General features: G+C 63.1%; 17 protein-coding genes. 6 read left to right on the forward strand and 11 right to left on the reverse strand.

Annotated elements, in window-relative coordinates:
* Positions 1-61: 61 nt before the first annotated feature.
* Positions 62-817: an amidotransferase gene (locus B9Z50_RS04085; RefSeq protein ID WP_233249742.1), complete on the reverse strand. Its 756-nt coding sequence runs from the start codon at positions 815-817 to the stop codon at positions 62-64.
* A 97-nt stretch (positions 818-914) separates the two neighbouring features.
* Between B9Z50_RS04085 and dprA the strand changes: the two genes are divergently transcribed.
* On the forward strand, positions 915-2072 hold the full coding sequence (gene dprA / locus B9Z50_RS04090; protein ID WP_108362579.1) for a DNA-processing protein DprA: 1158 nt from the start codon (positions 915-917) through the stop codon (positions 2070-2072).
* A 26-nt stretch (positions 2073-2098) separates the two neighbouring features.
* On the opposite strand, the gene B9Z50_RS04095 is transcribed toward dprA, so the two are convergent.
* Positions 2099-3727 carry a peptide chain release factor 3 gene (locus B9Z50_RS04095; RefSeq protein WP_108362328.1) on the reverse strand — a complete coding sequence of 543 codons (1629 nt, stop codon included), beginning with the start codon at positions 3725-3727 and terminating at the stop codon, positions 2099-2101.
* A gap of 149 nt (positions 3728-3876) precedes the next feature.
* Between B9Z50_RS04095 and B9Z50_RS04100 the strand changes: the two genes are divergently transcribed.
* A complete protein-coding gene (locus B9Z50_RS04100) occupies positions 3877-5055 on the forward strand; it encodes an MFS transporter (protein ID WP_108362329.1) in 1179 nt (392 codons plus the stop codon).
* On the opposite strand, the gene B9Z50_RS04105 is transcribed toward B9Z50_RS04100, so the two are convergent.
* Together B9Z50_RS04105 and B9Z50_RS04110 are read right to left on the reverse strand one after the other, a co-directional pair.
* A complete protein-coding gene (locus tag B9Z50_RS04105; protein ID WP_108362330.1) occupies positions 5021-5887 on the reverse strand; it encodes an alpha/beta hydrolase in 867 nt (288 codons plus the stop codon). The genes B9Z50_RS04100 and B9Z50_RS04105 overlap by 35 nt on opposite strands.
* Positions 5887-7368 (reverse strand): M20 family metallopeptidase, encoded by a 1482-nt coding sequence (locus tag B9Z50_RS04110; RefSeq protein WP_108362331.1) that lies wholly within the window; start codon positions 7366-7368, stop codon positions 5887-5889. Before B9Z50_RS04110 ends, B9Z50_RS04105 begins: the two co-directional genes overlap by 1 nt.
* Before the next feature lie 162 nt (positions 7369-7530).
* On the opposite strand from B9Z50_RS04110, the gene B9Z50_RS04115 reads away from it, so the two are divergent.
* Entirely contained in the window at positions 7531-8205 is a 675-nt protein-coding gene (locus tag B9Z50_RS04115; protein ID WP_233249769.1) for an NTP transferase domain-containing protein, read from the forward strand.
* 14 nt (positions 8206-8219) lie between these two features.
* Positions 8220-9224, forward strand: a complete 1005-nt coding sequence (locus B9Z50_RS04120; protein ID WP_108362332.1) for an XdhC family protein — start codon at positions 8220-8222, stop codon at positions 9222-9224.
* Between the two features lie 4 nt (positions 9225-9228).
* Here B9Z50_RS04120 and otnI read toward each other — a convergent pair whose 3' ends face one another.
* The 5 genes from otnI to B9Z50_RS04150 all read right to left on the reverse strand — a co-directional run bounded on the left by otnI (position 9229) and on the right by B9Z50_RS04150 (position 14256).
* Positions 9229-10062 (reverse strand): 2-oxo-tetronate isomerase, encoded by an 834-nt coding sequence (gene otnI / locus B9Z50_RS04125; RefSeq protein WP_108362333.1) that lies wholly within the window; start codon positions 10060-10062, stop codon positions 9229-9231.
* 373 nt (positions 10063-10435) lie between these two features.
* Positions 10436-11095 (reverse strand): aldolase, encoded by a 660-nt coding sequence (locus tag B9Z50_RS04135; protein WP_108362581.1) that lies wholly within the window; start codon positions 11093-11095, stop codon positions 10436-10438.
* Positions 11096-11097: 2 nt separating this feature from the next.
* The gene (gene otnK / locus B9Z50_RS04140; protein ID WP_108362335.1) at positions 11098-12375 is read right to left on the reverse strand and encodes a 3-oxo-tetronate kinase; all 1278 of its coding nucleotides are present in this window, start codon (positions 12373-12375) and stop codon (positions 11098-11100) included.
* On the reverse strand, positions 12372-13271 hold the full coding sequence (ltnD, locus tag B9Z50_RS04145; protein WP_233249743.1) for an L-threonate dehydrogenase: 900 nt from the start codon (positions 13269-13271) through the stop codon (positions 12372-12374). Before ltnD ends, otnK begins: the two co-directional genes overlap by 4 nt.
* 10 nt (positions 13272-13281) lie before the next feature.
* A complete protein-coding gene (locus tag B9Z50_RS04150) occupies positions 13282-14256 on the reverse strand; it encodes a tripartite tricarboxylate transporter substrate binding protein (protein WP_108362337.1) in 975 nt (324 codons plus the stop codon).
* A gap of 200 nt (positions 14257-14456) precedes the next feature.
* Here B9Z50_RS04150 and B9Z50_RS04155 point away from each other — a divergent pair, with 200 nt between their 5' ends.
* Positions 14457-17675: a 4Fe-4S double cluster binding domain-containing protein gene (locus B9Z50_RS04155; RefSeq protein WP_108362338.1), complete on the forward strand. Its 3219-nt coding sequence runs from the start codon at positions 14457-14459 to the stop codon at positions 17673-17675.
* A 22-nt stretch (positions 17676-17697) separates the two neighbouring features.
* Entirely contained in the window at positions 17698-18417 is a 720-nt protein-coding gene (locus B9Z50_RS04160; protein WP_108362339.1) for an SDR family NAD(P)-dependent oxidoreductase, read from the forward strand.
* 43 nt (positions 18418-18460) lie between these two features.
* Here the strand turns inward: B9Z50_RS04160 and B9Z50_RS04165 are convergent, their stop codons facing one another.
* Positions 18461-18778: an NIPSNAP family protein gene (locus B9Z50_RS04165; protein WP_108362340.1), complete on the reverse strand. Its 318-nt coding sequence runs from the start codon at positions 18776-18778 to the stop codon at positions 18461-18463.
* Positions 18779-18879: 101 nt separating this feature from the next.
* Positions 18880-19320 carry a universal stress protein gene (locus tag B9Z50_RS04170; RefSeq protein ID WP_370463052.1) on the reverse strand — a complete coding sequence of 147 codons (441 nt, stop codon included), beginning with the start codon at positions 19318-19320 and terminating at the stop codon, positions 18880-18882.
* Positions 19321-19381 lie beyond the last annotated feature (61 nt).

Genomic DNA, 19381 nt, shown 5'->3' on the forward strand with positions numbered 1-19381 from the left:
GTCTAAAAATCAAATGTGAATAGGCTTATTTTCGATCATTTCGGCCCGGGGCCACCCAGCATCAAGCCGAGAGACCGTATTGCACGAAACGGATCATGAAACGCGCCAGCGCCAAACCGTCATGTGGGTCTGAAAGACTTTCGATACTTTGCTCATAAAGCGGCTCCCCCAGCATGACCCGTCGCTTGTTCAGCAAAAAGGCCGACACCTCGGGCGTGAACTCCGGGTGAGGCTGGATGCAAAACACCTGGTCACCCAGCGCATAGGCCGCCACCGGGCAATCGGGCTGCGTGGCGAGCAAGGTGGCCCCAGGCGGCAAGGCCAGCACCTGATCCTGGTGGCTGGCCAACAAGGCCATTTGGGGCGATGGGTCGGGTGCCAGCCCCAGGTGTTCGGGCGCGCCCAGCCAGTCATACGCCTGCCGCCCGACCCGCCACCCCCGGGGTGCCCGCTGCACAGGCGCTCCCAGGCAATGCGCGATCAGCTGGTGGCCAAAACACACGCCGAGCAACTTGTGCTGGTCATGCAGCAAACGCGTCACCCGCTCGCGCAAGGCCACCACCCAGGGCTCGTCCGAAAACGAATCGGCGCGGCTGCCGGTCAAAAGCACCGCGTCGTAGGCCTCAAAACTATCTGGATAGTGCCCATGCCGCGCACTGAAGGTGTCGATGCGACCTTGGTAACCCGCTTGCGCAAACAACTGCTCAAACATCGCCGCCACCCGGGTGTAACGCGGCACCAAGGGCGGGTCCAGATCGTCGTTTTCGAGGATGCACAGGCGCAGGTGCGCGGTCGTGGATGGGGTGGGATTCTGCATGGCGTGATTTTATGGACTTGGCGCAAACCGGGCTTTGAACCACAATGCTTGGCACAACATGCATTCGACAGCCATCAGGCTGCACAGGGAGACAAAGATGGTCAACACCCCCGAAGAACTGGGCGCGTGGTTGCGGCTGGTGCTCACGCCCGGCGTGGGCCCCGAAAGCGCCAGGCGGCTGCTGGCGGCCTTTGGCGAGCCCCAAGCCCTCTTTGCGCAAACCGAAACCGCCTTGTGCCAAGTGGTCAACGCCAAACAGGCGCAGGCGCTGCGCATCATGCCCGATGGCTGCGTGGACCTCATCCAAAATACCCTCGACTGGCTGCAGACCGCCAACGGACCGGGCCGCTGCGTGATCACCCTGGGCGATGCCGACTACCCTGCCCCCTTGCTCGACATTCCCGACCCACCGCTGATGCTCTATGCCTTGGGCCAGACGGCGCAGCTGGCAACTTTGCGGGCCGAGCAAGCGTTGGCCATGGTGGGCAGCCGCAACCCCACGCCCCAAGGTGCCGAGAACGCCCGCGCCTTTGCCTTCGGCTTGGCCGCCAGTGGGCTGACCGTGGTCTCGGGCCTGGCGCTCGGGGTGGACGGTGCGGCCCATGAAGGCGCACTGCAGGGCGCCACAAAAGGACAACTGGCCACCATCGCCGTGGTGGGCACTGGGCTGGACCGGGTGTACCCGCGCCAGCACCGCGAACTGGCGCACCGCATTGCACAAAATGGGCTGATCCTGAGCGAATACCCACTGGGCACCCCGCCGCTGTCGCCCAACTTTCCGCGCCGCAACCGCCTGATCTCGGGCTTGTCGCAGGCCACGCTGGTGGTCGAAGCTGCTGTGCAATCGGGCTCGCTCATCACCGCCAAACAAGCCTTGGAACAAGGCCGCGACGTGTTGGCCATCCCCGGCTCCATCCATTCAGCCCAATCCAAAGGTTGCCACGCGCTGATCAAACAGGGCGCCAAACTGGTGGAGACGGTGCAAGATGTGCTGGAAGAGCTGCAGCTGCCCACACCCGACGTGCAGCAGGCGCTGGACCTGCCAGCGCCACCGCCAGAGGATGAGCCGTCAGGCCACGATCCCGAACGCGCCCTGCTGCGTGCCATGGGCCACGACCCCGTGGGACTGGACGCCCTGCAAGTGCGCTGCGGTTGGCCCACGGCGCAACTGCAGGCTCAGCTTTTGGAGCTGGAGTTGATGGGCCAAGTCGGGCGGCTGCCGGGTGGGCTGTTTCAGCGCATGGGGTCGGCTTGAGGGTCCAAACGACACGCCTCCAGCATTTAACCCGCAGACCCCAAGGCCAAGCCCGCGTGCTCACGCAGCGGGTGGAAGTGAATCTTGGGAAAGCGCTCTTGGGCCAGCCGCACGTCGTAAGGGCTGGTGCACAAATAGGCCAAGGTGCCTGCCGCGTCGAGTGACATGCGCTGCGGGTAGGCGTTGGTGAATTCGCGCAGCTCGGCAGGGGTGTCGGCGGTGATCCAGCGGGCGCCGGTGTACTGGCAGCCTTCCAGGCGCACGTCGCAGTCGTATTCGGCTTTGAGGCGGTGTTGCACCACTTCAAACTGCAGCTGGCCCACCGCGCCCAGCAGCATGGGGCCGCCGATTTCGGGTTTGAAGACCTGGATCGCGCCTTCTTCGCCCAGTTGGTCGAGGCCGGTTTGCAGCTGCTTGGTGCGCAGCGGGTTCTTCAGGATTACGGTCATGAAGAGTTCGGGCGCAAAGAAGGGCAGGCCGGTGAATTGCAAATTCGCGCCGTCGGTGATGGTGTCGCCCAGCTGCACGCCGCCATGGGTGGTGAAGCCAATGATGTCGCCCGCGTAGGCTTCGTCCACCGCTTCGCGGCGTTGGCTCAAAAAGGTCACCACGCTGGTGGGGCGCAGTTCCTTGGCAGTGCGCTGCACTTTGAGCTTCATGCCAGGGGTGTATTTGCCAGACGCCATGCGCACGAAGGCGATGCGGTCGCGGTGGTTGGCGTCCATGTTGGCTTGCACCTTGAACACCACGCCCGAGAACGCGCTGTCTTCCGGCTGGATCTCTTTGACCACGGGCTGCTTGTTGACCAGCAGATTGCTGGTGCGGGGCTTGGGTGCGGGGGCCAAGTCGACCAAGGCGTCGAGCACTTCCATCACACCGAAGTTGTTCACACCGGAGCCGAAGAACACGGGGGTTTGCTTGCCTGCCAAAAACGCAGCCATGTCAAATGCAGGCGATGCGCCGGTGGCCAGCTCCATGCTGTCCATGGCGGTCTGCCACTCCAGGCCAAAGCGCTCGGCCAGTTGGGCTTGCTCGGTGAGCGGGATGGTTTCGAAGTCTTGTGGCAGGCGTTCGCTGCCGGAGTCGAACACCGTCATGGCCTGCGTGCGCAAGTTGATGATGCCGCCAAAGCTCTTGCCCTGGCCTACAGGCCAGGTCATGGGCACGCAAGGCATGCCCAGCTCGCGTTCGACTTCGTCGAGGATGTCTAGGGGGTCCCGCACTTCGCGGTCCATCTTGTTGACGAAGGTGATGATGGGCGTGTCGCGCTGACGGCAGACTTCGATCAGTCGGCGGGTCTGGGCTTCCACACCGTTGGCCGCGTCAATGACCATGAGCGCCGAGTCCACGGCGGTGAGCACGCGGTAGGTGTCTTCGGAGAAGTCTTTGTGGCCGGGCGTGTCGAGCAGGTTGATGACGTGCTCGCGGTAGAGCATCTGCATGACGGACGAAGCCACCGAGATACCACGTTGCTTTTCGATTTCCATCCAGTCGGATGTGGCGTGGCGCGAAGCCTTGCGGGCCTTGACCGAGCCGGCAATCTGGATCGCGCCCGAAAACAGCAAGAGCTTTTCGGTCAGTGTGGTTTTACCCGCGTCGGGGTGCGAAATGATGGCAAAAGTCCGGCGGCGCCGGGTTTCGTGGGCGTAGGTCACAAGGGGTCCTGAAGATCGTGTGGACCGCCAAGGGGGTCCAATGCTGGCCGAGCCCGTGCGGGCTGGCGAAAGCGGTGATTTTACCGGGCGATGGGCATCAGTCGCCAAAGCGCGGACCCGCCGTGTAGGCCGGGGATACACTGCAGGGTATGAATCCGAACCTCATTCTCCTCACGCTCTGCCAAGGGCTGTTCTTCACCAACAACGTCACCTTCATCGCCATCAACGGGCTGGTGGGTTTGTCCATGGCGCCGCTGGGCTGGATGGCGACGTTGCCCGTCATGGGTTATGTGGTGGGCGGAGCACTGTCGACCGGGCTGGTGGCCAAGAGCCAGTCGCGCTGGGGGCGCAAGGTGTCGTTCCAGTTGGGGCTGGTGGTGGCTTTGTTTTCGGCGCTGTTGGCCGCGTATGCCGCCTGGAGCCACAACTTCTGGTTGCTGGTGGCGGCCACGGTGATTGCGGGTTATTACAGTGCCAATGGCCAGTTGTACCGTTTTGCAGCCGCTGAATTGGCGGCGGACGGTTTCAAGGAAAAAGCGGTTTCGCTGGTCTTGGCGGGTGGTTTGATTGGCGCCATCGTCGGCCCTAACCTGGCTTCTCGCACCCGCACTTTGTACGAGGTGCCTTTTTTGGGCGCTTACCTGGCGCTGGGCATCGTCGCCATTTTGGCCATGGTGTGCATGAGCTTCATCCGCTTCCCGGCTGTGCCCGCCAAAAAACCGGGCGACAGCGCGGGCCGCCCTTTGCGCGAGATCATGCGCCAGCCGGTGTTCATTGTGGCGGCGGCCGCAGCGGCCTTGAGTTATGGCGTCATGAACTTGCTGATGGCGGCCACCCCGCTGGCCATGCAGGTGTGTGGCTTCAGTTTTGACGATGCGGCGCTGGTGCTGGAGTGGCATGTGATCGGCATGTTCGCGCCAGGCTTTTTCACGGGCCACTTGATCAAGAAATTCGGCACACTGCAGATCATGGGCGTTGGCGTGGTGATCAACTTTGTGTGCATCGCGATTGCCCTGTCGGGCGTGGAGTTGCACCAGTTCCTGATCTCGCTGTTCTTGCTGGGACTGGGTTGGAACTTCCTGTTCACAGGCAGCACCACACTGGCCATGAAGGCCTGGACCCCCGCCGAAAAAGACCGGGGTCAGGCGGCTATCAACTTCTTTGTGTTCGCCACCATGGCCGTGACTTCCTTCGCTTCAGGCGCACTGGTCACCACCCAGGGCTGGATGTGGCTGAACATCGGCTCGCTGTTCCCAGTGGCTCTGACCGGGCTGGCACTGATGTGGATGGTGCTCAAGCAAAAAAGCGTGCAAGCAACCAGCGCTTGAGCGCGGCAAACACCTGGGCGCGGTCCGGGTCGTTGAAGATCTCGTGGTACATGGCCTCGAAGCATTGGGCCTGCACCACGGCCTGAGGTGCAGCGTGCACAAAGTCGGCGGTGGCCTGCGCGTTCACCAGTTTGTCTTGTCCTGCGTACATCAGCAAAGTAGGCACGGCCCACTCCGAAGCGTCGTGCAAAGTCTTCTCGCCGTTGTCCAAAATCCATGCAGCCAGGCCCGTTGAAATGCGCCGGTGCACCAGCGCATCGGCTTTGTAGGCCTTCACCACATCGGGGTCGCGTGACACAAAATCGGCTTGCAAGCCGTTGTCCACGCACAAGTGCGGCGCCACGCGGGGCAAAGTGGCCAACAGCATTTTTTGCAAGAAATTGGGAAATGCCCCCAAAGCCGGAGACGACAACACGGCCGCATCGACCGCGCCCAAACCTTCGGCCAGCGTGCGGGCCACCACCAGGCCACCCATGCTGTGGCCCAGCAAAATGAGGGGCGCGTCCTTCAAAGCCGGTCGCTGGCGCGTGTCTTCGATCACGCGGCACACATCAGCCTGCAAGCTGCCGGGGCGCAGCATGTCACCACGCGGGCCTTCGGACTGGCCGTGGCCATGCTGGTCGTAAGCCCGCACCGCAAAGCCCCACTGGCGCAAGTGCGCCGCCACCTCAGCGTAGCGCCCGGCATGTTCACCCAGGCCGTGCACCAAAAGCACCGTGCCCAGGGGCTGGTTGGCGGGCATGGCCCAGTCGTAGACCGCCAACTGCCCGGCCTCGCCCGGCAAAGCCGAAAGGCTTGGGTGAGCGATCGAGGGGCGCGCACTGATGGTCATCAAGGCATCCGCGCCATCACTTCGGCCACCGCCGCCGTGAGTTTTTTGGCATAAGGCACATGCAAAAACTCGTTCGGTCCGTGTGCGTTGCTCTTGGGGCCGAGCACGCCGCAGACCATCATTTGCGCTTTGGGGAAACCGGCGCTCAGCATGTTCATGAGTGGGATGGTGCCGCCTTGGCCGATGTAGCCTACGCCTGCACCAAAGTGCGCTTGGCTGGAGCTGTTGAGCGCCTGCTCGAACCAAGGCAAGGTGTCGGGGGCATTCCAGCCGGTGGCGCCGCCGCCTGACTCAAACGTGACTTTGGCCTGGTAGGGCGCGTTGTCTTCCAGCAAGGCCTTCATCTCGGCCACGGCTTGCGCCGCGTCCACCAGCGGGGGCAGGCGCAGGCTGAGCTTGAAGGCGGTGTAGGGGCGCAGCACATTGCCCGCGTCTTTCAGCGCCGGAAAACCTTCCGCTCCGGTCACGCTCAGCGTCGGTGTCCAAGTGCGGTTGAGCAGGGCTTGTGTCGGGTCGGTGGTGGTGGGCAGGGCAAAGCTGGTCGAGCCGCCGCAGTCGTAGTGGGCCCAGGGGAACCGCTTGTAGACCTCGTCGCCAAGGATGGCGGCTGTGGCTTGCGCTTGCGCCAAACGCTCGGCAGGCACTTCGCAATGGAAGCTGGCGGGCAGCAATCGGCCCGTGGCGCTGTCTTCGAGGCGGTCGAGCACCTGGCGCATGATGCGAAAGCTCGACGGCACCAGGCCCGAGGCGTCGCCCGAGTGGATGCCTTCGGTCAGCACCTGCACCTTGAGCGTGCCGCTGGCCATGCCGCGCAGGCTGGTGGTGAGCCACAACTGGTCGTAGTTGCCCGCGCCGCTGTCCAGGCAGATCACCAGGCCCACATCGCCCATGCGGGTGCGCAGCGCGTCTACATAGGGCAGCAGGTCATACGAGCCAGACTCTTCGCAAGTCTCGATCAGGCCAACGATGCGCGGGTGGGGCGTCTTCTGGGCTTTGAGGGCCTGCACGGCGGCAATGCTGGCGTAAACCGCATAACCGTCGTCTGCGCCGCCCCGGCCATAGAGCTTGCCGTCTTCGTACACCGGGGTCCATGGGCCGAGGTCATTGCGCCAGCCGTTGAACTCCGGCTGCTTGTCCAAGTGCCCGTACATCAGCACGGTCTGGCCCGAGCCCTCGCTGGCGGCGCGGGTGGCGGCCACTTCAAAAAACATGACCGGTGTGCGACCGGGCAGCTGGATGATTTCGAGCACAAGGCCCTCGACCTTTTGCGCCTCGACCCATTGGGCGGCGCGGCGCAACACCGACTCGATGTGGCCGTGCGCGGCCCAGTCGGCATCAAAAGCGGGCGACTTGGCCGGGATCTCGATGTAATTTTTCAGCTCGGGCACGATGGTGCTGTCCCAGGCTTGGGTGACATCGCTCAAGGCGCGGGCGCTGTCCAGCAGGCCATCGGGCATTTCGCGGTGCAAGGGGGCGTTCATGGTGGGGGCTCCTCGGGGCGACACAAAAGAAAAACACTGTAGCGCGTTTGGAACTGACTGACCACGGCGGGCATTCACAGAGGTGACGCCAAAGCGGCAGCACTGGCGCAGGACCTCGGCACAATGGCCGATCCACCACCCACACGGAGCGCCCGATTGAACGTGACAACCTTGGTTCAGCCCACCACAGAGCCTGCCCTGCGCGTGGGCGGGTTGGTGCTGGCCGCGGGCGCGGGCAGCCGCATGGGGAACCGCCCCAAATGCCTGTTGCAGCTGAACGGAATGAGCCTGCTGGAGCGGCAATTGCAGGCCTTGTCGCTGGCGGGCGTAAGGCCCGTGGGGGTGGTGCTGGGGCACCACGGCGAGCGCATCTTGCAAGAAGGGATTTTGACCCGCTGGGCAGCCCAACAGGTACGTAACCTGCGGCCCGATGACGGCCATGTCAGCTCCTTGCGTATCGGCTTGAAGGACTTGCCCACAGGGCTGGACGCGGTGGTGGTGGCACTGGCTGACCAACCCTTGATCGATGTGCAGGCGGTGAAAGCGCTGCTGGCAGCCTTTGCGCAGCGCCCTGCTGGCACGCAGATGCTGCAACCGAGTGTGAAAGGCTTGCCCGGCAACCCGGTGGTGTTCTCTGGCGAGGTGATGGCGCAAATTTTGGCGGGCGAAGAACACATAGGCGCACGCCAATGGCAGCAGGCCCACCCCGAAGCCGTGTTCCGCTGGGAAACACCCCATAGTCTTTACCGACTGGATGTGGACAATGAAGCTGACCGGCAAGCCGTTGAGGCGTCGACTGGGCGCAGCCTCCATTGGCCGCCCGATTTGGTGCTTTAAACAGAGAGCCCCCCATGAACAGCATCGACATTGACGTCATCCGCACCGCACTTGACTGGCAAAGCAGGGGCCACCGCGTAGTCATGGGCACGGTCGTGCGCACCTGGGGTTCGGCACCACGCCCCCCTGGCTCGCTCATGATCATCCGTGACGACGGCCAAGTGGCCGGTTCGGTCTCGGGCGGTTGCATCGAAGACGATTTGATCCGCCGCGTGGCCGCAGGCGAGCTGGCCCTGCGCCTGCCCGACACCACCACCTACGGCCAGACCGCCGAAGAGGTGCGCCGCTTTGGCCTGCCCTGCGGCGGCTCGGTGCAGGTGGTGCTGGAGCCTTTGAGCGCCCAATCGCAGCTGCGCGAATTGCTGGTGCTGATCGAGCAACACCAACGTGTAGAGCGCTGCATGGACATGGCCACGGGCTTGGTGCGCATGGCTGCAGCCACCGAGGGCGACAAGCTGCAGTTTGACGGCCAAAGCTTGACCACGGTGCATGGCCCGCGCCTGCGCTTGCTCATCATTGGTGGCGGTCAACTGTCGCGCTATCTGGCCAATATGGCGGTCATGCTCGACTACCAGGTCACGGTGTGCGAGCCGCGTGTGGAATACCACGAAGGCTGGGAAGCCATGAGCGGTGTGACCTTGTCCAAAGAGATGCCCGACGACCTGGTGCTGGCCATGCGGCTGGACCACAACAGCGCCGTGGTGGCCGTGACACACGACCCCAAACTGGACGACCTGGCGCTGATGGAAGCACTGCGCACCCCCGCTTTTTATGTGGGCGCATTGGGCTCGCTGCATAACAACGCACAGCGCCGCAAACGCTTGCTCGACTTTGACGTGAGCGAAGCCGAAGTGCGCCAACTGCACGGCCCTGTGGGCCTGAACATTGGCGCTCTGACGCCACCCGAAATCGCGCTGAGCATCGTGGCCGAAATGACCGCCATGCGCCGGGGCACAGATTTGAGACAGGCGCTCAGCAATTGGCAAGGCTCCAAGACGGTGTGTGGTGTCAGCGCCTGAGGCCTCAAAGGTAAGGCCGCGCCCAACTCAAGCCGCGTGAAGTGCCACCCGCAGACGCATCGGCTGGGTTGTACTCGCAACCAATCCAGCCCTCCCAGCCGCATTCGGACGACACCTTGTCAATGACCTGGAAGATGTGTGTCCAGTTGACTTCGCCTGTGCCCGGCTCGTGGCGGTGCGGCACTTCGGCAATCTGAAAATGCCCCACCCGGCCCGTCGGAAGGTATTGGGCAATCTTGGCGCTCAAATCACCTTCCACAATCTGGCAGTGAAACAGGTCCATTTGCACCTTGACATTGGCAGCGCCCACAGCCTGCACGATGCGGTGCGCGTGGTCTTGGCGGTTCAGGTGAAAGCCCGGCACGCTGCGGGTGTTGATGGGCTCGACCAGCACGTCGCGTCCAGCCTTGGCGGCTTCGACGGCGGCCCATTGCAAGTTGCCGATCAGCGTGGCATCAGCCGCTTCTGGGCTGGCACCTTCGGCCCGCAAGCCCACCATGGCGTGGATGCGCGGGCAGTTCAGCGCCTCGGCATACACCAGGGCTTGGGCAAAACCGGCGCGAAACTCGGCTTCGCGCCCGGGCACGCTGGCCGTGCCGCGTTGGCCCGTCTCCCAAGCCTTTGCAAAGCTGTCGGTATCGGTGCCGCCAGGCGGGGCGTTGAACAGCACCTGCTGCAAGCCGTTGGCTTTCAAGCGGGCAGCCAACTCTGGCGCTGGAAAGGCATAAGGAAACAAATACTCCACGGCCTTGAAACCGTCTTTGGCCGCCGCTTCAAAACGGTCTAAAAACGGCATATCGGGGTACATCATGGAGAGGTTGGCGGCAAAACGAGGCATGGTTTTCTTTCAGTCAGTAAAGAAGGACTTGGGCTGCAAGCATGGATGGCCGCGCTTCGCTCGCCATGACAAATGGGAGGTCAACACCCTACGCATTGTCATCGCGAGGCACGAAGCAGCCATGGAGTTCTGCGCTTCGCTCGCCATGACCAGTGGGACATCAACGCCCAGACCGTTGTCATCGCGAGGCACGAAGCGATCCATGGAGTTCTGCGCTTCGATCGCCATGACCAGTGGGGCGTCAATGCCCAGACCGTTGTCATCGCAAGGCACGAAGCAGCCATGGAGTTCTGCGCTTCGCTCGCCATGATCAGTGGGGCATCAACGCCCAGACCGTTGTCATCGCGAGGCACGAAGCGATCCATGGGTGGGCTCACCATCTCGCGCCAAAGACTTGGCGCAGATCGTCCAAATCCTTGGGGTGCAGGGGTGGCGTGTTGGGTTGCAAGAGCATCAAACGCGCCGTTTCTTCCAGCTCTTCGAGCGTGGCCATGGCGGCGGCTGGCGTGTCGTGCCAGACGTTGGGCCCCAGGCGCGTGAGCATCACGGCGCGGATCGGCGCCCCCTGCGCAGCATGGTGGCGGATCAGCGCAGCCACTTCTTGCGCGGCATCGGGGCTGCCGGGTCGGTGGTAAGTCACCAGCGGTACATGGCCCACTTTCATCACGAAATAAGGCGTGATGGGGGGCAGCAATTCAGGACCGCCGGCGTTCAAGCTGAGCGCCACGCAGTGCGTGCTGTGGGTGTGGATCACGCAGCGGGTGTGGGCATCCGTCTCACAAGCCGCAGCGTAAATTTGGCGGTGCAAGGCGATGGTTTTGCTGCCCTTGTCGCCACTGACTTGTTGGCCTTGCAGATCGAGCTTGGCCAAGCGTGCCGGGTCCAGAAAACCCAAACACGCATCGGTGGGGGTGATGAGGAAGCCATCGTCCAAACGCACGCTGATGTTGCCCGCCGTGGCGTGCACATAACCGCGCTCAAAAAGGCTGCGGCCCACGCGGCAGATCTCTTCACGGGCTTGGGATTCGGTCAGGTTCATGCCAAGACTGTAAAAGCTTTGCTGAAGAAATCTTCGGTGCCGAAGTTGCCCGATTTGAGCGTGATGTGCACGCCGCCGTTTTCAGAAGGCGCATGACACCACGGCACGCCCGGATCAATCTGCGGGCCAATTTGCAACTGGGCAATGCCCAACGCCTGCACACAAGCGCCCGAGGTTTCGCCACCGGCCACCACCAGTTGCTTCACACCCAAATCCACCAGGCCACGCGCCACAGCGGCCAGTGCGTGCTCCACCAAAGCACCTGCCTCGGCCACGCCCAGTTGGGCTTGCACGGCTTTCACGGCATCGGGCTCGGCGGTGGAGTACACCAGGACCGGGCCATCTTTCAAGAGCGGCGCGGCCCAAGCCAGCACCTGCTGCACCACGGCATCGCTTTGCCCGTGCATCAGCGCCGCAGGGTTGATCACCATCGCGGGGCGGCCTGTCGTTTTGAAGTGCGCCACTTGTGCGTTGGTGGCCAAAGAGCAGCTGCCCGACACCACGGCTTGCAAGCCAGTGGCTGCAGGCAACTGGCTGGCTTGCAGCGAAGGCTTGAGACCAAAATTGGCGGGCAGGCCAATCGCCACGCCCGAGCCCGCAGTGACCAGCGGCATGTCCTTCAAGGCAGGTCCAAGCAAGTGCAGGTCATCGTTGCTGGTCGCGTCGACAACGGCCACGCCCACGCCTTCGGCACGTAAAGCAGCGATGCGTGCACGGATCGCGGTTTCACCTTGCGTCACGGTTTTGTAGTCGATCAAGCCCACCTTGCGCTTCGTTTGCGCTTGCATGACGCGCACCAAATTCGCATCGGTCATGGGCGTGAGCGGGTGGTTTTGCATGCCCGATTCATTGAGCAACACGTTGCCCGCGAACAGGTAGCCCTTGAACACAGTGCGGCCGTTGTCAGGAAAGGCGGGCGTGGCGATGGTGAAGTCGGTGCCCAGCGCGTCCATCAGCGCCTCGGTCACCGGGCCGATGTTGCCTTCAGGTGTGCTGTCAAAGGTGGAGCAGTATTTGAAATAAATCTGCGGTGATTGACCATTGTGGCCTTGCGCCTGCAACCACTTCAAGGCGTCGAGCGACTGGGCAATGGCTTCAGCGGCCGGAATGGTGCGCGACTTGAGCGCGACCACCACGGCATGAACATCAGCAGCCAGCGGCCCTGCGGGCACACCGATGGTCTGCACCACCCGCATGCCCGAGCGCACCAGGTTGTTGGCCAGGTCGGTGGCGCCGGTGAAGTCGTCGGCAATACAACCGAGTTGGATCTTCATGCTTTGCCTTTCGGCAGTTCAATGCCCGGGAAAATCTTGATGACGGCGCTGTCGTCTTCCTTGGCAAAGCCCGCTGTGCTCGCCTGCATGAACATCTGGTGCGCGGTGGAAGACAGCGGCAGCGGGAACTTGCTGGCACGGGCCATGTCGAGCACGATGCCCAAATCCTTCACAAAAATGTCGACGGCCGACAGCGGTGTGTAGTCGGCCGCCAGCACATGGGCCATGCGGTTTTCAAACATCCAGCTGTTGCCTGCGCTGTTGGTGATGACTTCGTACAACGCCGCTGGGTCCACGCCCTCGCGCAGGCCCAGCGCCATGGCTTCAGCCGCAGCGGCAATGTGCACGCCCGCCAGCAACTGGTTGATGATCTTGACCTTGCTGCCCGCGCCGGCGCTGTCGCCCAGCTTGTAAACCTTGGCGGCCATGGCATTCAAAAACGGCTCTGCCACGGCATAAGCCTCGGGCTTGCCTGCGGTCATCATGGTCATCTGGCCGCTGGCCGCTTTGGCTGCTCCGCCAGAGATGGGCGCATCCACATAACGCAGGCCCAAGGCCTCCAGTCGCGCTTCCAGGGCCACCGACCAATTGGGGTCGACAGTGGAGCACATCACAAACACACTGCCGGGCTTCATGCTGGCCGCACACCCGGGCGTGGTGCCATCGCCAAACAACACGGCTTCGGTTTGCGCAGCATTGACCACCACCGACACGACCACATCACACGCCGCGCCCAAAGAGGCCAGTGTGTCGTGTGCGGTGCCACCGGCATTCGTGAAAGCCTCGGCCACCTCGCGGCGCACGTCAACCACCTGCACGCTGTGCCCGGCGCGGCGCAGCGATGCGGCCATGCCCGAGCCCATGGCGCCCAAACCAATCAATCCGACTGTGGTCATGGCTGTGCTCTCAATCCAATTTGATGTTGGCGAACGCCGCCACATTTTTCCATTTGGCGGTATCGGCTTGCATGAAGCTGGCCAGGCCTTGGCTGTTGGCCCATGCGGGCTCTGCGCCCGACTTGAGCATGGCGGCCTTCACTTCGGGCATTTTGGCCACGCGCTCCAGCGCTTGCTCCAGCTTTTGCAGTATGGGGGCTGGCAAGCCCGCAGGTGCGGCCACACCAAACCAAGAGAACACCTGGAAGCCCTTCATGCCAGCTTCCTCCATGGTGGGCACATCGGGCAAGGCGCTGCTGCGCATGGGGGTGGTCACCGCTAAAGCTTTCAACTTGCCCCCCTTGATCAGGCCCAGTGCCGAGGGCAGGTTGTCAAACATCATATTCACTTCGGTCGCCATCAGGCCGGTTTGCGCGGCAGCGGCGCCACGGTAAGGGATGTGGGTGACAAACGCACCCGACTGGCTCTTGTACAACTCAGCGCTCAGGTGCAGCGAGGTGCCCTGCCCGTTGGACGCGTAGTTGAGCTGGCCGGGCTTGGATTTGGCCAACGCCGTGAGTTCGGCGACCGAGTTGATGCCTGAACTCGGGTGGACCATCAGCACATTGGGCACACGGCCCAGCAGGGCCACTGGGGCAATTTGCTCGGGCTTGTAGGGCAGTTTGCTGTAAAGCGCCGGGCTGATGGTGAGCGGTGGCGAAGCCATCAGCAAGGTGTAGCCATCGGCGGCAGCACGCGCCGCCTCGGCAGCACCCAAGTTGCCACCGGCACCGGGCTTGTTGTCGATCACGATGGGCTGCCCCAACTCCAGCGCCAGCTTGGGCGCGACCAAGCGGGCCATGTTGTCGATCAGGCCGCCGGGCGGAAAGGGCACCACCAGTTTGATGGGCCGGGTTGGCCAGGCTTGCGCCAAAGCGGTAGTGGCCATTAATGGGGTGATGGCGAGCAGGGCAGCGGCTGCTGCGATCCAATTTCTGCGTTGCATGGGGAGTCTCCTGGTGTTAATTAGTCAGGTCATCATACAAATTTTGAATCGCCTTGGCATCAGGGTGATCACTGGGAAACACCTCAACATCATGCGTGGGCATGCAGTCGCCATGCGACGGCCATCCTTCATGCGAAGGTGACAGCGCCACCGCGCATGCAGCCTGTAAGCTGACCCATCGACCCCTCACTGGCTTGCCTATGCGCTTATTTTCTTACCGCGACCGTCCCGTTCACTTGGGGCCCTACCCGCTGGAGCGCCTGCGCCGAACCACCGCCAACCCCGAGGACAGCGCCGTGCCACCCATGCAGGCGCTGCGTTTTGAGCACGATGACCCCGAGTCGATGGCCCACGCCATGGCGCGTTACATGGCCATGTTTGATCTGGTGCGCGACGGGGCCGTGAACCCGCAAATGGGGGAGATTCCGGCCGAGCCCGACGAACGCGCCCGGCACTTGAAGGCTGCGGGTTATTACTTTGATGCGTCGATGATGGGCATTTGCGCCCTGCCCGCCAACGCCTGGCTGGCCGAGCCGATCCGCAACCCCGCTGTGCCCGCCCTGGGCGAAGAGCTGGCGAAGAGCCAACCGGCCAGTTTTGCGGCGGGCATGGACATGATCTTGGCCGATGTGCTGGAGTCGGCCCGCACGGTGCACGGGCCGATTGGACACCACAGCCACGCCATCGTGATCCTGGTGGAGTTTGCGCGGGACCCCAAACCCGGTGAGCCCGGCTGCGACTGGCTGGGGGGCACACAAGAACCCCGCGCTGCTGTGCTGGCCGCGCAAACGGCCGTGCTGCTGTCGAGTTATTTGCGCATGTTGGGCCACGAGGCCCGCGCCCACAGCGCCAGCTGCAGCGATGTGAATTTGGCCCGCCTGGCCCTGGCCGCAGGCCTGACCCTGCCCGATGGCGGCAACCCCTATGTGGGTCAGCGCTATGCCTTGGCCGCCGTCAGCACCACCTTGGCGCTGACCCCTGATCAAGCCTTGGCACCGCAACAAAACCGCTGGCAAAGCCACGGCCCGGCGTGGTGGCTTGGCCAAGGCACATTCAAAGGCGCATTTCACCGCGACGCTTATGCCCGGCGCGAGTTTCGCCAAGGGGCGCACCCGTTTGAAACGCTCAAGCGCCAAGACACGCCCACCACCTTCATCGACCACGACCGCGTGCCTCGATTCCCGAAGCGGGCCGACTTTTTTGCGCGCGCTTTGTTTGGCGACCTGGGCAAGTCTGTGCAAGACGACGCCAAGAACGCGCACTACGTGATTAAAAGCCCCATCGGCGCTTGTGCGCGTCGGGCGCTGGGCGCTTTGCTGCTCTTGCAGTTTGGCCAGGCGCGTGGGCCAGTGGCCGCCAGCACACAAGACCCGCAGCGCAACGCCGACAACCTGAAAGCCGCTTCTTACTATTTGGGGGTGGACGCGGTGGGCCTGTGCGCCGTGCCCGAGTGGGCCTATTACTCGCACGACGCGGGGGGCAACCCCATGCCGGCTTACCACGCCAATGCGCTGAACCTGCTGATCGACCAAGGCCACGAAACCATGGAGGGCGCCAGCGGCGACGATTGGATTTCGGTGGCGCAGAGCATGCGGGCTTATTTGCGCTTTTCGCTGATGGGCGGCATTTTGGCCGAGCAGATTCGGCGCCTGGGTTATTCGGCCCGGGTGCATTCGGTGCTCGACGGCGACGTGCTGCAACCGCCTTTGTTGCTGCTCTCGGGCCTGGGCGAAGTCAGCCGCATCGGCGAGGTGATCCTCAACCCGTTTTTGGGCCCGCGCCTGAAAAGCGGCAGCGTCACCACCGACATGCCCATGGCCCCCGACCGGCCCATCGACTTTGGCCTGCAAAGCTTTTGCGAAAGCTGCAACAAGTGCGCCCGCGAATGTCCGTCTGGAGCCATCACTGCGGGCCCCAAGCTGATGTACAACGGCTACGAAATCTGGAAAAGCGACGCCGAAAAGTGCGCCCGCTACCGCATCACCAACGCGGCAGGCGGCATGTGCGGGCGCTGCATGAAAACCTGCCCCTGGAACCTCGAAGGCCTGCTGGCCGACAGCCTGTGGCGGCAAGTGGCCATGAAGCTGCCTGCTGCTGCACCAGCGCTGGCGCGGCTCGATGACCTGCTCGATCGCGGCAGCATCAACCCGGTCAAAAAATGGTGGTGGGACATCGAGCTGGACAAGCGCACGGGCCGCTATGTACGGGCCGCACAAACCCACCAACGCACCCTGCAAAAAGACCTGGACCTGCGCTACGAAGACCAGACCCTGGCCGTGTACCCGGCCGACAAAATGCCGCAGCCCTACCCGGTCACTTACCCGGTCAACCGCGAAGAAGGGATTGCCCGCTACCAGGCCTTGCTCACGCCCGCGCAATACCAGGCGCGTCTGGCGGCAGGCCAGACCGAGGGTCTGGCCCCGGGACCGCAGCCTTTGCCTGCCGAGCCGCCGGTGTTTCCGGTGGTGCTGCACAAACGTGAAGAGATGGCCGAGGGCCTGGCGCGTTACGAGTTCAAAGCGCCCGATGGCCGCGAGTTGCCACCCTTCACCGCAGGCGGGCACATTGACGTGGTGATCGCACCCGAATACCAGCGCCCCTACAGCCTGGCAGGCGACCCGGCCGACCGCAGCCGTTATGTACTGGGCGTGCTGCGTGAGCCGCCCGAGTCTGGCGGACGCGGCGGCTCGGCGCTCATGCACCGGGCCTTTCGCGAAGGACGCAGGGTGTTTGTGTCACGCCCGGTCAACCACTTTGCACTGCACGAAGAGGCCACGCACAGCTGGCTGATGGCCGGGGGCATTGGCGTGACACCCATGATCGCCATGGCGCACCGCCTGCACGCTTTGGGCAAGCCTTTTGACTTTCACTACAGCGCGGCCAGCCGAAAGACAGCGGGCTTTTTGAAAGACCTGGCCGAGGTGCCTTGGGGCCATCGGGTGCAATACCACTTCAAAGACGAAGGCCAGCGGGCTGATTTGTTGCAGCTCTTGCCCAACTACACGCCAGGCCAGCATGTCTACACCTGCGGTGCACCGCGCTTCATGGACGGTGTGTTTGAAGCGGCTGCTGCCCACGGCTGGCCACAAGACGCGCTGCACCGCGAATACTTCAGCGTGCCCGAAGCCGACGCTTGGGTGAATCAGCCGTTTGAACTGGTGCTGCAAAAATCTGGCCGCCGCTTGCAAGTGCCCGCGGAGCGCAACGCCACCGAGGTGCTGGCCGAGGCAGGGCTGGGCATCAGCGTGAAGTGCAGCGATGGCCTGTGTGGCGTATGCGCCTTGCCTTACGATGCGCAAGCCTCCGATGCAGTGGAGCACCGCGACTTTGTGCTGAGTCAAAAAGAGAGACGGCACAAGGTCATTTTGTGTTGCTCACGCGCCAAAGACGCCGGGGGCGTGATCGCGCTCGATTTTTAAAAACCCTGAGGGAGAGACTGTCATGGATACTGAGCGAAAAGTCTTCGTCACCGGCGGCACCAGCGGCATAGGCGCCGCCATTGCGCGCGCATTCGCGGCCACAGGCGCCAGTGTGACCGCGACTGGCGCCACATCCGCCGAAGTGGAGGCTGCACAAGCCCTGCCGGCCAACCGCTTGGTGGCTTTTCATGTTCTGGATGTGCGCCAGGATGCCCACGTTCGCGCCCACATAGGGCAATTCACGCAACTGGATGTGCTGGTCAATTGCGCAGGCGTGATCCAAAGGCAAGCTGAATTGGACCCCGAGGTTTTTGCTCAAACGGTGGACATCAACCTCAACGGCACCATGCGGTCTTGCGCAGCAGCGCGCGAAGGACTCAAAGCACGCCAAGGTTGCATCATCAACACCGCCTCAATGCTGAGCTTTTTTGGCGGCGGCCTGGTGCCCGGGTACAGCGCCAGCAAAGGGGGTGTGGCGCAACTGACCAAATCGCTGGCCATTGCCTATGCGGCCGATGGCATCCGGGTGAATGCGGTCGCACCGGGTTGGATTGCCACGCCTTTGACACAGGCCTTGCAAGACGATGCTGAAAGATCGGCTCAGATATTGGGCCGAACGCCTTTGGGACGCTGGGGTCAGCCCGAAGACGTGGCCGACCCGGTGCTATTTCTGGCCAGTCCAGCCGCGCGCTTCATCACGGGCGTGGTTTTACCTGTGGATGGCGGTTACCTGATCCAATGAAGCCCAAGGGAGGGGCCCTGCGCAATGCCCCTCTGGCGCCTGCTCAGGGCTGAGGGCCCCAAGGTGCGGACAGCATGAGCTTGTTGTTTTGCTCGCGCATCAGCGGGCGGATCTTGGCGGCAAAGGCCATGAATTCCGGATCGGCAAACACCCCTGCCCAAAAGGCGCGGCGGTCGGCGTCGTCGTCAAACTTCCAGACATGGATCAGCTCGTTGATCGCGCCCACATCGCCCGTGAAGTAGCCCACCAGTTTTTGCGGGTGCTTGGCCAGCGCAGGCCAGCCCTCGTTTTTGTAGTGCGAGATAACTTCGGACATTTTTCCGACGATCACGGAATAGGTGCGCAGCTCATAAATGGCCATGGTTTCCTCAAGGGGTGAAGTTTTGACACCTCACTCTAGCCTGAGAGGCATAAAGTCCTGTCAGGCGCGTGACTCGGGCACCCATAGCGCCCTCTTCGCGCTCAATCCCCTCGCACCACCAGCACCGGCACAGGGCTCAGCCGAATCACCTGTTCGGCCCCGCTGCCCAAGAGCATGCGGCCCAAGCCCCTGCGGCCGTGTGTGCCCAGCACCACCAAGTCCGCACCCCAAACGGCTGCCTCGTCGGCCACCGACTCACCCAAACGCTGGCGCGGCTTGTCCACCACATGCGATTCGGCGTTCACGCCCATGGCCGAGGCCGCGTCCATGGCCTTTTGCAGCAATTGCTTGGCGTTGTCATGCGCGTAGGTGCGCAAATCGGCCGAAAACTCATAACTTGTCAGGTGCCGGTCGTCATCGATCACATGCACAAAGCGCACGGTGCCCAGGGCTTCACGGGCCATGTCCAGCGCCGTGCGCATGGCTTTATCGCTGGTGTCGCTGCCATCGATGGGCACCAAGATTTTTCTGAACAGGGGCATTCAGGTCTCCAAGTGAGCGTGGACACGGTGCGTGAGGGTCTGCGTCAAAGGAGCTGACTGG

Origin of the sequence: Limnohabitans sp. Bal53 (genome assembly GCF_003063355.1) — a bacterium.
Taxonomy (GTDB): Bacteria; Pseudomonadota; Gammaproteobacteria; order Burkholderiales; family Burkholderiaceae_C; genus Limnohabitans_A.